Origin of the sequence: Rhizobium sp. SG570 (genome assembly GCF_012275345.1) — a bacterium.
GTDB lineage: Bacteria > Pseudomonadota > Alphaproteobacteria > Rhizobiales > Rhizobiaceae > Rhizobium > Rhizobium lusitanum.
In genome coordinates, this window is record NZ_JAAZQI010000034.1 from 23,912 (window position 1) to 38,853 (window position 14,942).

General features: G+C 57.4%; 13 protein-coding genes and 1 pseudogene. 6 read left to right on the forward strand and 8 right to left on the reverse strand.

The window, feature by feature from the left end; all coding sequences use genetic code 11:
• The first annotated feature begins 39 nt into the window (after positions 1-39).
• Entirely contained in the window at positions 40-558 is a 519-nt protein-coding gene (locus FHT28_RS34320; RefSeq protein WP_168598697.1) for a DNA starvation/stationary phase protection protein, read from the forward strand.
• A 555-nt stretch (positions 559-1,113) separates the two neighbouring features.
• Here the strand turns inward: FHT28_RS34320 and FHT28_RS34325 are convergent.
• The 3 genes from FHT28_RS34325 to FHT28_RS34335 form a co-directional block, all read right to left on the reverse strand.
• Positions 1,114-2,028 carry an alpha/beta hydrolase gene (locus FHT28_RS34325; RefSeq protein ID WP_168598698.1) on the reverse strand — a complete coding sequence of 305 codons (915 nt, stop codon included), beginning with the start codon at positions 2,026-2,028 and terminating at the stop codon, positions 1,114-1,116.
• A gap of 24 nt (positions 2,029-2,052) precedes the next feature.
• Positions 2,053-2,802, reverse strand: coding sequence for an alpha/beta hydrolase (locus FHT28_RS34330; RefSeq protein WP_168598699.1), 750 nt, complete (start codon positions 2,800-2,802; stop codon positions 2,053-2,055).
• A gap of 226 nt (positions 2,803-3,028) precedes the next feature.
• Complete coding sequence (locus FHT28_RS34335) at positions 3,029-4,495, reverse strand: mechanosensitive ion channel family protein (RefSeq protein ID WP_168598700.1); 1,467 nt, start codon at positions 4,493-4,495, stop codon at positions 3,029-3,031.
• Positions 4,496-4,789: 294 nt separating this feature from the next.
• On the opposite strand from FHT28_RS34335, the gene FHT28_RS34340 reads away from it, so the two are divergent.
• From FHT28_RS34340 to FHT28_RS34355, 4 genes are all read left to right on the forward strand, one after another.
• A complete protein-coding gene (locus FHT28_RS34340; protein WP_168598701.1) occupies positions 4,790-5,203 on the forward strand; it encodes a heme-binding protein in 414 nt (137 codons plus the stop codon).
• A 435-nt stretch (positions 5,204-5,638) separates the two neighbouring features.
• Positions 5,639-6,613, forward strand: a complete 975-nt coding sequence (locus tag FHT28_RS34345; RefSeq protein WP_168598702.1) for an alpha/beta hydrolase — start codon at positions 5,639-5,641, stop codon at positions 6,611-6,613.
• A 100-nt stretch (positions 6,614-6,713) separates the two neighbouring features.
• Positions 6,714-7,388, forward strand: coding sequence for a type 1 glutamine amidotransferase domain-containing protein (locus FHT28_RS34350; protein ID WP_168598703.1), 675 nt, complete (start codon positions 6,714-6,716; stop codon positions 7,386-7,388).
• A 274-nt stretch (positions 7,389-7,662) separates the two neighbouring features.
• Positions 7,663-8,988, forward strand: a complete 1,326-nt coding sequence (locus FHT28_RS34355; protein WP_168598704.1) for an MFS transporter — start codon at positions 7,663-7,665, stop codon at positions 8,986-8,988.
• A 96-nt stretch (positions 8,989-9,084) separates the two neighbouring features.
• On the opposite strand, the gene FHT28_RS36775 is transcribed toward FHT28_RS34355, so the two are convergent.
• The 5 genes and pseudogenes from FHT28_RS36775 to FHT28_RS34375 form a co-directional block, all read right to left on the reverse strand.
• Positions 9,085-9,213 (reverse strand): hypothetical protein, encoded by a 129-nt coding sequence (locus FHT28_RS36775; protein WP_281408491.1) that lies wholly within the window; start codon positions 9,211-9,213, stop codon positions 9,085-9,087.
• 26 nt (positions 9,214-9,239) lie between these two features.
• On the reverse strand, positions 9,240-12,248 hold the full coding sequence (locus FHT28_RS34360; RefSeq protein ID WP_168598705.1) for a winged helix-turn-helix domain-containing protein: 3,009 nt from the start codon (positions 12,246-12,248) through the stop codon (positions 9,240-9,242).
• Between the two features lie 431 nt (positions 12,249-12,679).
• Complete coding sequence (locus FHT28_RS34365) at positions 12,680-12,958, reverse strand: HU family DNA-binding protein (protein ID WP_168598706.1); 279 nt, start codon at positions 12,956-12,958, stop codon at positions 12,680-12,682.
• Positions 12,959-13,010: 52 nt separating this feature from the next.
• Positions 13,011-13,250: pseudogene (locus tag FHT28_RS34370) on the reverse strand (WGR domain-containing protein).
• A 155-nt stretch (positions 13,251-13,405) separates the two neighbouring features.
• Positions 13,406-14,530, reverse strand: a complete 1,125-nt coding sequence (locus tag FHT28_RS34375) for a hypothetical protein (protein ID WP_246705035.1) — start codon at positions 14,528-14,530, stop codon at positions 13,406-13,408.
• 146 nt (positions 14,531-14,676) lie between these two features.
• On the opposite strand from FHT28_RS34375, the gene FHT28_RS34380 reads away from it, so the two are divergent.
• The gene (locus FHT28_RS34380) at positions 14,677-14,886 is read left to right on the forward strand and encodes a helix-turn-helix transcriptional regulator (RefSeq protein WP_152094942.1); all 210 of its coding nucleotides are present in this window, start codon (positions 14,677-14,679) and stop codon (positions 14,884-14,886) included.
• Positions 14,887-14,942: the final 56 nt, after the last annotated feature.

Sequence of the window (14,942 nt, forward strand, 5' to 3'; positions counted from 1 at the left end):
TGACTCTGTTTAACTTTCTCTCTATCAAAGGAAAACGCCATGGACAAAAAAGTAGCGCATCAACACCGCAGCCTGCCGCTCTCCACGCCAACAGACTTAGGGGAGGAAGCCACGCGTGATATTGCGGCAGCGCTTACGGCTCTGCTAGCGGATGTCTTCGCACTCTACCTTAAGACCAAGAACTTCCACTGGCATTTGTCCGGACCGCATTTTCGCGATTATCACCTGATGCTTGATGAGCAAGGTGCCGAGATCTTCGCGATGACGGACGATATCGCCGAGCGTGCACGAAAGGTTGGCGGGCCGACGCTGAAATCGATCGGTCATATCTCGCGACTGCAACGCATTCTCGACAACGACGCGGATTTCGTGACGCCACAGGACATGTTGTCCGAGCTTCGTGACGACAATAAGCAGCTTGTCGGTATCTTACGTCAGCTACATGAGTTGACCTCTTCGTATAACGACCATGCGACCACGAGCCTCACCGAGAACTGGATCGACGAGGCGGAACGCAGAGTGTGGTTCCTGTTCGAGGCAACGCGTCTCGAGCTGTAGCTCCTTAAGAAAGCGGCCGAAATCCGTGTCGATAAACTAGAAGGCGAGCCGCCCCGGCGAGAGGGCGGCTCTCTTGGACCGCGATCTTAGGCTGCGGTGGGAAGGGGACCACCAAGCCTTGGTCTTCGATTGCCTTAGGAGGAGAGCGACCGAAATGATGTTACCTCAACCGTAGAACGTACAAAATTGAGCCCGGGTATAGATTTGGTTATCCGCACGCCGGACATATTTTGTTCGAAGTTCCGCACTGAAAAAGCCAGTGCAAGCTGCTTCTCGCAAGCCGGGAACCCATTCGGATTCCGTTCGAGAGTGTCCGGACGGCCTCCCCTTGCTCTCGATCTAGCTGCAGCAAACTTGGAGCAGACGACTCTGGCCACAGTGCTAGCTACGCCCGATTGGTTTCTCGATTTTCGCATAGGAAGCGCCGGACCGGATACACCCGATCGCCCTGAGACTTTGCATGCCGCGATCGACTGGAACTTCAGTCTGCCATCGGATACCAAGGCAACCGCTTTCTGCATGACGTCTGTGTTCGCGGATATCGCACGCTAATCTTCACGTATGGTGGGCGCTGCGAGTGTTGAAACCGGCCAGAAAATGATCGATCAGTGACGCGATCCGAGGGAGGCATTCCTCCAGCGCGAAGTGTCCGGTATCGAGAAATTGCAGGTGGGCACTGGGGAGATCGTCAAGGTACGACTGTGCTCCTGCAGGAGTGAAGAAAGGGTCATTCTTACCCCAGATGATCAGTGCGGGCGGCACGTTGGCTCTCAGCCATTCCTGCCATTGCGGATAAAGCGGCAGGTTGTTCCTGTAGTCGAAAAGCAAATCGAGTTGCGGCTGTTTACGGCCGGCCTGCTCGATATAGTGGAAGTCCAGTTCGTAGTTATCCGGCGCTATGCGTTCCGGTCGCGACGCCCCGGTCAGGTACTGGAAGCGTACTCCCTCAGCAGTCAGGAGCCCTTCCAGTTCCGCGGTGACCACGGCATCATCTGGACGAGCGGACATCAGTCTCCTCGCTGCTTCCGACAACCCGGCATCGTAGCAGTTTCCGTTTTGGATGATGAGGCCGGCTATGAGTTCGGGCCTTCTGCAGGCGATCCTCATGCCGACGGGGGCCCCAAAATCGAAGATGTAGAGGATTACGCGGGTAAGGCCAAGGTTATCTATGAACGCTTCGATGGCGCGTGAAAGGTTTTCGAACGTGTATTCGAACGTCCCTCCGTCGTTCTTGCTGACAGGAGCCGTGCTTTGGCCGAACCCGGGGTAATCGGGAGCGATCATTCGGAAGCTTCCGCCAAGTCGCTCCATGAGCGCTTTGTATTGGTGAGAGGTCGACGGGAACCCATGCAGTAATAAGACGGGAGGGGAAGGCGATGCTACATCTGTCGGGTGGGTTTCCCGATAGAAGATCTCCATGTCGCCGACGGCGAGCCGGCGATGGATGATTTCGTTGTAGCTCGATGTCATTGCCGCGCCTTCTCCAATTGCGTTCTACTTTGCCGCCTGGATGATCAAATCCGACACCTCTTTCGGATGCGACAGCATCGCGACATGGCTGGAAGGTAACTCGATCGCCTTCGCATTGGCCGCCTTCACCTGATCCTTTTCCAGTTGCGGCGGAATGATCTGGTCCTTGGTTGCCACCACCATAAATGTCGGCTTTTCACGCCAGGCGGCTGCAGTGACCTTTGCGCTCAGGCACCTGATGTGAAAGGGGCCTTGCGTTGCAGCGACGACAGCCTTCGATTCAGGATCGAGATCGGCGGCGAAGTACTTCTTGATTCCCTGGTCGCTGATTCTCAGGAAGCCGTCGTCATCCTTCATGTACTCCTTACGACTGTCCAGCAGGGGGTATTTTGACGTGATGTCCTCCAACGACTGCCCCTTGTCGGGCGCGTAGGCTGCCACATAGACCAGAGACTTCACCTTGGGATCCGCCCCGGCTTCCGTTATGACGACGCCCGCCCAGGAATGCCCGACAAGAACCACCGGCCCCTCGGCGTTCTTGATGGCGCGCTTGGCGGCGCTGACATCGTTGTCCAGCGAGTCGAGAGGGTTCTGGACGGCTATTACCTTGAGGCCCGCCTTTTCCAGGTGTGGGATAACCTTCTGCCACGAGGTGCCGTCGGCGAAGGCTCCGTGCACGAGGACGACGGTTTTGGCTGGCGCATCCGCAGCCAACACCGCGGTCGATGCCAAATTTGAAATCAGAACTGCGGCGAGTGGCAATATCTTCATCATGTCAGTCTCCTTGTTGCCGAGTAGGCGAGCTTGAGAGTTGATCGATTGTCGAGCTTTTCCGGTAGGCCCGGTCCGTGCCCAAATGAGATGCGCGGAGTGAGAGATTGGCCGCATTGGCCCGCCGCGTACCCTGGCAACCTCCCACACGGGGGAGGCTCCCATTGCGCATACGCTAGAACACGGAGCCCCGGATTTCGCGTTAATTCCTGAAAAAGCTCGCGAAATCCTAGAGATGGAAGAGTCGTAGGATGCGCATCCTTAAGTCAGGTGCTGTCTTGGAAGCGTGGTTAAGCCCGGCTTGGTGCAACGCTTCCTCGGCCCTGGTCCGCACCGAAAGAAGGGCTGCAAGGTCCTCTGCGATAGCCGGGCGTTCTCGAAGCAAGTCGGCAATCTTCGCCTTGCTTATCTGATAGAGGACAACGTCCGTGAGACACTTCGTATCAGCGACTTCCTTACCACCGAGCAGAACGCCACGCTCCCCGAGAAGGTCGCCAGGCGCGAGACGGGCGAACTCGATCCTGCTTTCTTCACTGCCGTCTTCAACGATCGCCACTCCGCGCGCCAAGATCATCAGGGACGTCGTGGTCGAGCCTTTCTTCGCAATAACCGCACCCTGCTTCATCATCAGGCGCTCCGCCGCGGCGGCCAATGCATCCCTCTCGTCGTTCGAGAGATTTGCAAAAATCCGAGCCATGTTTACGAGCCGTCTCACAATGTTGGTAGGACCGCCCACGCCCTCCGGTTGCTCCCCTGGAGGGTCTGAAGCAAGGGCAAATCCCGCGGCCATCGTATGGCGATAGACCAAGTCGAAGATCTCGTTTTTTGCCTTCGTGACAGACAGTAGAGTGGGCACACGGAATGACAGCTCCACCTCAATGCAATCGCGGCTCAGCCCTAATATTGAAACAGATGGGCTCGGCGTCTTGAGGATTTCGCTACTGCTGAGAAGGACCTGTTGCATCGTGCTCTCGATGATGCTGGGTTGCGAGTTTGCCTGCATTTTTACCGTCAAACTCGCTCCGTGCGACATGTCGGGAACGCTCAGGTTCGTGATGCGGCTCTTCGCCAGCATGCTGTTAGGGATAACCACCAGATCGCCGGTTTTGTTGAGGAACTGCGTGGATCTCCAGTTCGTCTCCATGACTTTGCCTTGGACATCATGGTCCAGAACAACCCAATCACCCACGGAAAGGAGTCGGTTAAGATTGAGAGCTATACCGGAGAACACGTCGTTCAACGTGCTTTGAAGAGCAAGGCCAAGCACGACGGCGAATACTCCCGACGTCGCTATGATTGTCCCGACCGGCAGGCTGAAAACATAGGCGATGATGCATAACGCAGCGCTGACATAGACAATCGCGACAACGAGATCCTGAAGAAGTCTTCCTTCGCGAGGCTTGTGTTCGAGTATCAGAAATACCCGGGCGCAATTGGCTAGCACCATTGCGCCTGCGAGCCACCAGACCGTCTTGAGAACACCACGGACGAGACGCAGCGTAACCCCGGGATCGACGCCTTCGATCGAGTATGGCGGAATGTTGTTCCATAGCAACAACGTAGTCAAGGCAGCGAAGAAGAGGCAATCGATTATCAGGCGGCGAGTCCCAGGTGCAGGGAACACAATATGTGCGGCGCCTCGGGCCGCAAACAGCACGCCGAACTGTATCCAGATATCGGTGAGTACGGATGGCATTCACAACCCTCGGCGGAACTTGAATGGCTGCCGTGGTCCGATGTCGCAGCTGTTTACAAGATATCAAAGGGATACGCCAAGTCTGAGCGGCAAGCAGGTGAAATCCTGTGAATCGTCGTAAAGCTTATCCGCCTCGCAGGCGTCGACGTCCAAACATTTTCGCTGTTTGACGGCGTTTAACACCTGCTCTCGGCCCGCGCTGGTATCGTGCAGGCCTCCATCCCGGCCCGTCACATGCTTCGCAGCCGACGCCGCATTATGCCCGCGGAGCCTAGAGATGCAGGAGTTCTACCGATGCTGGAAGAGACACTCGGCTTGAGTGATGCCAAGCGAATGCTAGCTGCAGCCGAATCGAAAGCTGAGAGCCTCGGGGTCGCTTATAGCGTGGCGGTCGTCGATGCCGGCGGGCATCTGATCGCGTTCGTTCGGCAGGATCGAGGTCTCATTGGCAGCATCGATCTTGCGATTAAGAAGGCCATTACGGCCAGACTGTTTGACAAAAGCACAGCTTACCTGGCGAGCCTGTCTCAACCGGGTGAACCGCTGTTCGGTATTCATCAGAGTAACCGCGGTGATGTCGTGATTTTCGGGGGCGGAATCCCGGTGGTTCGTGAGGGGCAGGTCATCGGAGCGGTCGGGGCAAGTTCCGGAACCGTGGAACAGGATATCGCCGTCGCCGAGGCTGCGATTGCAGCGCTATCAAACTGAAAGACATCGCTTCAGCCTCGTTCGATTCCTAGAGAGCAAAGGAGAAGCAAGATGAGACAACGATGTTAGCGAGGTCATAGCTTTGACCGCAGCAGGGAAGATCAAGCATACCATCAAGACCCTCGGCTTCGTGCAGATCAATGAGCAACTCGGGCTTCTGAGGGCAAGCGAAATCATCGGCGAGCCGTGCTCAAGTTCTAACAGCCCGTAACTCGTCGATTAGAGGACTGCGGTTTGATTATCGCACTCCGCTTGCCGTGCTGCGCATCCTCGCTGAACCAACGCTCCCTCCAGAGCAAACGATGTTGCGCCCTAAGTCAACCGCGATACTCGTTTCCCTGGGATTTACGAGGATTAACTCGTTCGCGGTTGTGCGGTCAGGCAATATCCAGCAACGAAAGAAGCACTGTCGGATCGTAAGAAGGAAGAACGTGCATGCGCCGTTTTGTCTTTGCTTTGCTGCTCGCTGTCGTCTCAGCGCCACCTATTGCGCGAGCTACGGATGCCGCCGCGCAGCAGGCCCCAGAGATGTACGCTCCCGTCGTCAACGTGCACTACCGGTCAGCCAAAATCCAAGGCTTGAATATTTTCTACCGGGAGGCCGGACCGGCGGACGCGCCCGTCGTGCTCCTGCTTCACGGGTTCCCGACCTCTTCACATATGTTCCGAAATCTCATTCCCCAACTGGCGGATCGATACCACGTTATCGCCCCCGATTATCCCGGCTTTGGGCAATCCGACGCTCCGGATCACAAGGAATTCAAATACGGCTTCGGCCCGTATGCCGACATCGTCGACGAACTGCTGTCCGGTATCGGCGTCAAGAGTTATGCGATGTACGTGATGGATTACGGCGCACCTGTCGGTTATCGGCTTGCACTGAAGCACCCCGATCGCGTCACCGCGTTGATTATTCAAAATGGAAACGCCTATGATGAGGGCCTGCGAGGTGCCTGGGACCCTATCAAGGCCTACTGGGCAGACGGATCAGGTGCACACCGGGATGCGCTGTCCGGCCTGGTGACTCTCGATGCGACCAAGTTCCTATATACCAACGGGATGTCGGACGTCAGCCGCATAAGTCCAGACAATTGGGTTCAGGACCAAGCGCTGCTGGACCGGCCCGGTAACAAAGATATCCAAATGGATCTCTTCTATGACCACCGCACCAACGTGCCGCTCTATCCGGCATTCCAGAAATACTTCCGCGACTATCAGCCGCCGACGCTAATTGTCTGGGGAAAGAACGACAAGGTCTTCTCCGAGGAAGGAGCGCATGCCTACCTTCGGGATCTGCCAAAGGCCGAAATCCACTTGCTCGATTCTGGGCACTTCGCGCTCGAAGACAAGTTGGATGAAATGGTTCCGCTTATTCGCGGCTTCCTGGATCGCGAATTAGCCAAACCATAGATGCGGCCCGGCCTAGCCGGTCCAGTCGCTTTAAGCTCGCGTATGGCGCCTGCCAACGATCAAGATTCGGCATACTCGACTATCAACAAAGGAGAAGGCAATGACAAAGCACGTCCTGTTCATCGTCACTAACGCAGCGGTAATCGGTCCGCACAATCGCCCCACTGGGTTCTTCTTCGCGGAAGTCGCCCACCCGTTCGACGTCCTCGACAAGGCGGGCGTCGCCGTCGAGTTCGCGTCACCGGCTGGCGGATGGACGCCGTTTGACGCCTATGACGAGAAAGACGCCGCGCAGAAAGAGTTTCGCGAGAGCAAGGCTTTCCGCCGATTGAACCGTAGTCGTCGGCTGTTCGAAGTGGACACCGCCGATTATGACGCGATCCTCATTCCTGGAGGTCTGGGGCCGATGGTCGACATTCAGCGCAATCCTCAGGTCCAGAGTGCGATCATGCGCGCTTGGACGACGAATAAGATCGTCAGCGCGGTCTGCCATGGACCGTGCTCGTTGCTTGGCGTTGATCTTGGCGACGGGGTACCGTTCGTGCGCGGCAAAAAGGTTACGGGCTTCTCGAAAAAAGAGGAATATGACTACGCCCGCGAGGATGTGCCGTTCGAGCTTGAAGATGCCCTGACGGGCGAGGGAGCTGTCTATTCGTCTGCGGCGAACTGGGCGCCCCATGTCGTCGTCGATGGTCGCCTCATCACCGGTCAGAATCCGGCTTCCGCTGGACCCCTGGCGCAGGAGTTGCTTGCGGCACTCAAGAAGCACGGGTAATCGAAACGCTAGCTTTCGTTCCTGTTCGAGCCACGACGTCACGGATTTTCTTGAGCCGTCGTAAGGGGTTAGCGGGAGGGGCTTCTCGTGGAGCCAAAATTCATTCGAAGGGCCGCTATCGTCAAGGCGAGCGCTTCGGACGCATCGTCTCTCACGGCCGCAGCACAGGGGATATTGCAAGGGCTAAGGCGCTTGATGCCATGAACTATTGCTTCGGCGACTGCCGTTTCACCCGGCTCGGCAACCGCTGCCTCGCAGCGGCACCCGCAGCCCCTTGCATAAGCTGCTGACGGAGGTACGTTGCGCATACGCGCTCGCGCAATATGGTTGCCGAACTCTTGGTTTCGATGAAGGGAAGTCTTTGGTGAAAGAAAGGGACTTTTCCGAGTTAAGGAACGGCTGGCGGATCGTTTTGGCCGGCCTTATTGGAACGGCTTTCGGCCTGCCTGCCATTCCGTTCTACACAATCGGCGTTTTCGCGCCGATTTTCGCGAGAGAATTCGGCTGGTCGTTCGCAACAATTTTTGGCGGTCTGTCGCTGCTCGCCGCTTCAGTTCTTATTATTGGGCCATTTTTCGCGATGCTGATCGACAAATTCGGAGCGCGCCTGGTGGCATCGGCCTCTCTGCCGTGCCTGGGCTTGAGCTATATGACGCTCGCGGCATCCAACGGCTCGATCGCACAATATTATCTCTCGTGGCTGGCTATTGCGATCTTCGGCCTGGGGGCGACGCCGGTCGTTTTCACGCGGGTGATCAACAGTGTGTTTGAGGAGCGGCGGGGCCTTGCCCTTGGCCTCGCCTTGTCCGGCCCCGGTTTATTTGCCTTTGTGGTGAAGCCGCTCGCCCAATTGTTTATCGAGACCGTCAGTTGGCGTGTCGCAATCCTACTAGTCGGCGCAATGCCGATACTCATAGCGTGTCCGATAGTTCTTTGGGGCTTCGCCGGATTGCACGCCAGGAAGGTTGATGCGGGACTAGTGCGAGTGAATGCTTCGGAAGGCATGACCGTACGCGAGGCCTTTCGCTCGCGCTCCTTTTGGCTTCTGGCCGTCGTTTTCATCCCGATGTCGCTCGCCGTCGCGGCGCCACTTCCCAATATCGAGAACATACTTCGTTCGCTGCGCCTGTCGCCAAGTGAAACCGTTCAGCTCGCCTCGCTTGTCGGAATAGCGGCCGTAGCCGGTCGGCTTCTTGGTGGCGTTCTGGTCGACAGGTTCTGGGCGCCTGCGGTCGGCACGGTCATATTGGCGCTCGGCGCGGTCGCCTGCTTTATCCTTTCGCTGGACGATGCAAGCTTCTTCATGGCTTGCATCGCTGTTTTATTGCTCGGCCTCGTTTCAGGAGTGGAATTCGACCTAATGGCCTATCTGGTTTCCCGCTATCTCGGGATGCGCAGCTACGCCACCATCTACGCAATATTATACGGAATATTCGTGGTAGGCGCCTTCGTGGGGCCAAGCCTGTTTGGCTACGTGTTCGACCGCACGGGCACCTATACAGGCATCCTGAAAGCCTGTGCGCTGCTGCTCATCGGTGGCGCAACAACGGTTCTCTTGCTGGGGCCTTATCCGATCAGGAAAACCCAGAGATTCGCATAGCGCAGCGGGGCCGATCCCGATCATTGTGCCTCAATTCCGTTTTTACGCTGTTAACCAGCCGACCCGCTGTCGCCACCATATCGTCTGCGAAGCTCCTTAGATGGCCGACTTCGGTCCGCGATCTAATGCAGCACTAAAATGCGCAGCCACCGCATGTCGTGACTGGCCGTTGTCAACAAAGCTGGCAATGCACTCCGGCAGATCAAGTGAATAGGTTTCGGTCATTGCAAATCACCTCCGAACGAAGCGGATCACGAAATGCGATCGGCAAGAATCCCAAACGATTCAATCTGAATGTCCGACGCTTTAGTGCCTCCAGGATTTTGTCGGAGAGCTTCGAGAAGTTGACGTGCCTTCATCACGCTCACGCAGGGTACCTGGTCATCGAACTGGGCGCAGACGGGCGACAGCAGCTCGGCCGCCGCCGCGTGCCGGTCGGCTTCCGCCCATAGCTCCGCTAGCGCCGTCGACGCGCGAAGCCGGAAGAAGAGCGCACCGCTTTCCCTTGCCGTCTCTATGGCGAGCTGCAGGGTTTCAGAGGCGCCGGGCAAATCGCCGTCCAGTCGCTGCAGCAGCATTCCACGCACGCGCAGCAGTTCCGGTCGGGACCATTGCTCGCTCTGCCGGTCGGCGCGGTCGAAGGCGGCGCTTAGGCTGTCGCGGGCAAGCGCGGTGCGTCCGCCGCGCAATGCGGCTTCGGCGAGCATGGTGAGATAGAATGGTACCCGCACGAGGAAGTTGTTGGCGATGAGCTGCTCGATGGCGAGATGCATGGTGTCAACCCCTTCGGGGTCACCGTCCATGCTCGCAACGGCGCCATCGTAGAAACGGCAGACTGGGTTCCAGATCGGGATCTCCCGTAGTGCGAGATTGCGTGCAAGCGCCTCGACATGTAGGCGTGCGATCCTCGCCTCTCCTGACCACAGGGCGATAGGCAGGGCCGCCTGCGCCAGAGCGTTGGAATGCGAGACCGCATGCTCGAGCACGAGGCTATGGTCGAGAGCATCCTTTAATGCCACCGTCGCCTCGCCGCGATCTCCCGCTACCCAGGCCGTCATCGCCAATGCCACCCGGATCGACACGAACCGGTCCACTTGGAAGCGGGCAACACCGGAGCGCTTCGCGGTGGTCGCGTGATCGTATGCAAGCCGCTTCAGGTCATTATGCGCACGCCGGACATCGCCACGATAGAAGAGGGCCGTCAACCTGACCCGTTCTCCCTCGGCGACAGCCTGCCGTTCATCCTCTCGGCCGGCGAGTTGGGCGAACTCTTCAAGCGTCGCGATCGCCTGCCGATGCCGCCCGGTGAAAGTTTGCAATATGCCATAACCCCATAAGGTGCGAAGCTGATAGTCGACATTCCCGATCACCCGCGCCAGCCCGTTGGCTTGCGTCCACGCCGCGTCGGCTTCGGGACCGAAATGATCGGAGAAATTGAGGCCTGAGGCATATGACGCGATGAGCTTCATGTTGACAGCGGCGTCGCAGCGCGACAGGGCATCCGCGCATTGCAGCGCCCGCTCCACACATCGCCGGCTTTCGGCGACGGTCGACAACTCGTCCCACAGCGGAATTGCAGCCGCAGTGAGGCGAACGCCGACCTCTGGCTGTGCGCCGTCGCCGAGAGCCCAGTTGATCGCCTCGCGCAAATCGTTCGCTCGCTGTGCGTAGCGAGCGGTCCAATCGTTCCTTGGTCTCCAAAGCCACTCCGCCTCGGCTTGCTCGAAAAGCCTGAGAAGATATCGCGCGTGGCTCGATCGGACTTGAGCAGCTTCTCCACTCCTGTCCAGCCGCTCGGCGGCGAAACTACGGGTACTATCGAGCAGGCGATAGCGTAACCCCTCGGTGTCGTGCGCGGCCGACAAGAGCGATTTGGCCGCGAGGCTTTCCGTGCAAGTCACGATGTCCTCTATGCTTCGGCCGAGCCCACCCGCGACTCCGATGACATCGGAGAAAGAAAAGCTTGCCGAAAAAACCGATAGAAGGCGCAGAAGCTGGGCCTCGTCCTTGGACAGAAGCCGATAGCTCCAGTCCAAGGTGGCGAGCAAGGTCTGGTGCCGTGGCGGAGTACCGACGGAACTGGCGACAAGTGGCTCGAAACTGTGTTCGAGAAGAATGAGCAGGGTTGTCGGCTTCAAAACCGGAAGCTGCGACGCGGCAAGTTCAATTGCAAGCGCAATTCCGTCCAGACGTCGGCAGATGGCCGCCACCACGGGTGCGCTGGCGTCATCAAGTTCGTACCCGGCCTCGTTTGCGCATTGAACAAAGAGCTGCACGGCGGGGAACATCAGGGCCGCTGTTCGGTCTTTTCCGCTGTGCTCATCTGGATATGAGAGCGGAGACAAGCGATAGACACTCTCCGACCGCGATCGAAGCGGTTCGCGGCTCGTGGCGATAATGTGAAGACCGGGAAGCGCAAGCGTAAGGTGTTCCGCGATCGCCGAAGCGGTGCTGAGAACATGTTCGCAGTTGTCGAGCACGAGCAGTATTTCGTGCCCCCGCAATGCCTCGACGATCCCGGCAAGCGTATTTGACCATTTGCCGCCGATTCCGAGCGCGGCCGCTATCGTCACGTCGACAAGCTGAGGATCGCCGATGACGGCAAGATCCACGAAACAAACACCCTCCCGATAGTGGTCCCGGAGGCTTTTTGCCACCGCGACGGCAACAGTCGTCTTTCCGACCCCCGCTTGTCCGACAACCGTCAATAGGCGGCTTTTTGGAAGCCTCGCGCCGAGCTCCGCAACGATGTCGTCGCGACCGACGACATGCGGCAGGCGAGGCAATTCGCGGGTGAAAGCCTTGACCGGATCGAAGGAGTGTTGCTTCCGGTCTCCGCCATAGGTGCGGACGGGCGCAACGAAGCGATAGCCGCGCCCGGTCACGGTGGCGATGTACGACAGGCCTGAAGCGTCCCTTGAAAGGGCACGGCGCAGCGCGGCGATGTTGACTTTCAGGTTGCTCTCATGAACAAAGGTGTCCGGCCAAGCGAAGCTCATAAGCTCGTTCTTGCCGACGACTTGCCCCGAGTGGCTGATGAGCTTGTGGAGCAAATCGAGAGCCCGGCTTCCTACGCGTACCGGGTTGCCCCCAAGCATAAGCAGTTGCCGGTCCGGAATGAACCGATAGTCTCCAAAGCAATATGTCTTGCCGTCTGATTCCATACACCTCAAATGACTCCGCCATGAACGTGCTGTTCTGACTTGCGCCGAACTTCGTTCGGCCTGGCGTATCCAAGGCTCAAATCTAAAACTTGGCACGTATGAGCGAATCTAGCCGCATTTTGCGCAAACGTCACCTATGCGTGTGTTTGCCACGTATGTCGAGCCATGCAGAGCGTCCACGAGAAATTAAGTTCCATAAATCTGATTATGCATTTTTTACTAAGTTATTGATGTTCAATCTTTTTATGACAATTTCTGACAAGAGGCGCAGCGCAATCAACACCCCCCTCGGCAAACCTCAAGCCGAGGTCGGCACCAACGCCGACCTCGGGAATCACAAGGCTTTTAGAATTGAATACTGGAGGTGCGGATATCCGATTGACAAAAAGGGATATCTACCGGTGGCTATTCAGCCCTTGCTCAGAAGACATCATCCTTCTCTTGGATCCACGCGACAGACAGTAAATCGCGCCGCCATCAAAACATCCTTTCGACACAAGAAGGCTTTCCGGCAAGGTTATCCCACGTCACTTGTTGAGCGCATCTTTCAGAGCTTTGGCGGGCTGAAAGGTTAGCTTTCTTGCCGCGGCCACTTTGATGGTTGCTCCGGTTCCTGGGTTCCGGGCCTCGCGTTCCGGCGTATCCTTGATCTTAAACTTGCCAAATCCCGGGATGGACGTCTCGGCGCCGGCTACCGCGGCCGCGGTGATGGATGCGAATACAGCCTCGACGATAGACTTGCTCTGCGCCTTGGTGAGGCTGTGCTCTGCTGCGATTTTATCCACAATTTCGTTGGTGGTGGTCATGATGGTCCCCTTGTTGAACACGGGGGATAGCTTCCACTCCAATCGCTTTCTGTCACCCAGCTGAATCATCGGAAAGGCTGCAAATGCCCCTATTTCCACAGGATCCGACAGGCCGATAGTCTTTGGTGCGCTTCCGACGCGCCAGTTCGAGGAAGTGTGTGGCCGCTTCATGTTCGGTTGCGAACATCTCGGTCATTTCGCCACCGCGTTTGCCGATCCTTCCTCAGGCGCGCATCACAGCGACCTCCCCAAACAGCGTTGGTTGAATGGAAAGCAGATAGTTGCGCGTCATGTCCCGGCCGTCTCCCAACGGTCTCGGGCTGCCCAAATAGCATATGAAACCCGCTAGATGGCAAGATAACTCCGGCTGTCGCTAATTCATTCATGAGTTGCATTTGGCTTTTTCAATGACAGATCGACCGCGGCAATGCCTATCCCGCATTAGATTCAAACGCTCACCCGCAACATCATTCGCACTTTTAGTGAGAGCTCATCGAGAGTCGCCATGACGCGGTTCATCTGCGACAGCTTGGAAGCATGGTTTGGAGCATATCTGATGACGTGATGCTCATCGCTTTCGGACAGAACTACCAGATGCGCCATCGTACGCTTTCGCAGCACGAGGCCAGCTTCCGATGCAATTTGCGCCTGCTCGCCGAGATCGTGCCGAAGGCCGCGGATCTTCCTCGGGTCCACGCCTTTGGCAAGTAAAAATGCATTCAAATAGAGCTCCATCGCATGGAGTGCCAGAAGCCGCCGCGGAAGCTGGTTGGGCTTAGCCAAGCCCTTGCCGAGCCTGTTGGCTGCACCCTGGTACTGCGTCGCCAAGTTTAGGGTGTCTCGCACACTCACTGAGTTGCCATCGCATGGAGGTCCATTGCGTGATTTCGGCCGGCATTTCTCCAGAATGCGAATAAGATCCTTCAGCATTGTCCGAAGCTCGGGCCACGGTGCAGTTTTGAGCTTCAAGCCGGGATCGTGCATGACGATCAGGCAATGGAGCTTTGCGGTGACTTCGGTCAGCGAAGAGGGCCGTGTGATCCACATGACACGCCCGGATATCCCAGCCCGTTCCGCGAGTTCTTGTTCTCGGGCGACGAACGCGCTGTATCCCAAACGCCGATCCGCTTCTTTCCATCGTTTCCGGCGCCGACGAAGCTCGGCTCGCGCCTGAGACAAGTGTTTGGCATTTAACTGAGAGGCTATTCGATTGATTTCGACAAAAGAGTGAACCTCGACCGCGTCATCCTCTCCGACAGTCGGCAGCATCACGGCCGGAAGACCCCCAGCCTCGTTGAGCAATTCCATCTCGATCTTTTCCCTAAGCCGGGCGGCCCTGACGCGTTGCAGATGGCATGCATACCAGCGAGGCCACATTTCTCTGACGGGCGTAGGACCACTCTCCCTTCGCTGCGGAGTTTCCGCGATCAGTGCGCTTAGCTGGTGCGCGGCGACGGAAAGCAGGTTTCGGCGATCGATGGTTGGAGGCAGGCCTTCGCACGTCCCGTGCTCACGGTTTTCTTTTCCGCGCGAAATTGCAGGCAAAGTTCTGCTATTCTCAGAATCAGCCATGATCCGAGCTCCCTGAAGCTTGAATTGTGGTCAGGCCATGTAGGTTGTCGCAAGCAACCTGCATGGCCGTTTAAAACCTTCGCGGATAGTTTGAATCATACAAAGATTATGTCAAGGTTATAATGTTGACTGCCGATCAAATTCGAATGGCGCGGGCTGCTCTGAAGTGGGGCGTTCGCGATTTGGCAAGCCGGGCCAACATTACGGCGGCCACTGTAACCCGGATCGAGGCCGGTCGCCCGGGGTACGCCGCTACGTTGGAGGCCATTCGAAAAGCATTCGAGGCCGCTGGCATCGAGTTTATTCCCGAGAATGGGGGCGGCGTCGGTGTCCGCTTTTCCAAACCAAGAGATTGAACTGGCGCGGGTGGTGTCGGTAGCATTGCCCTGGGCAAATCGGAAGCGGAGAAAAC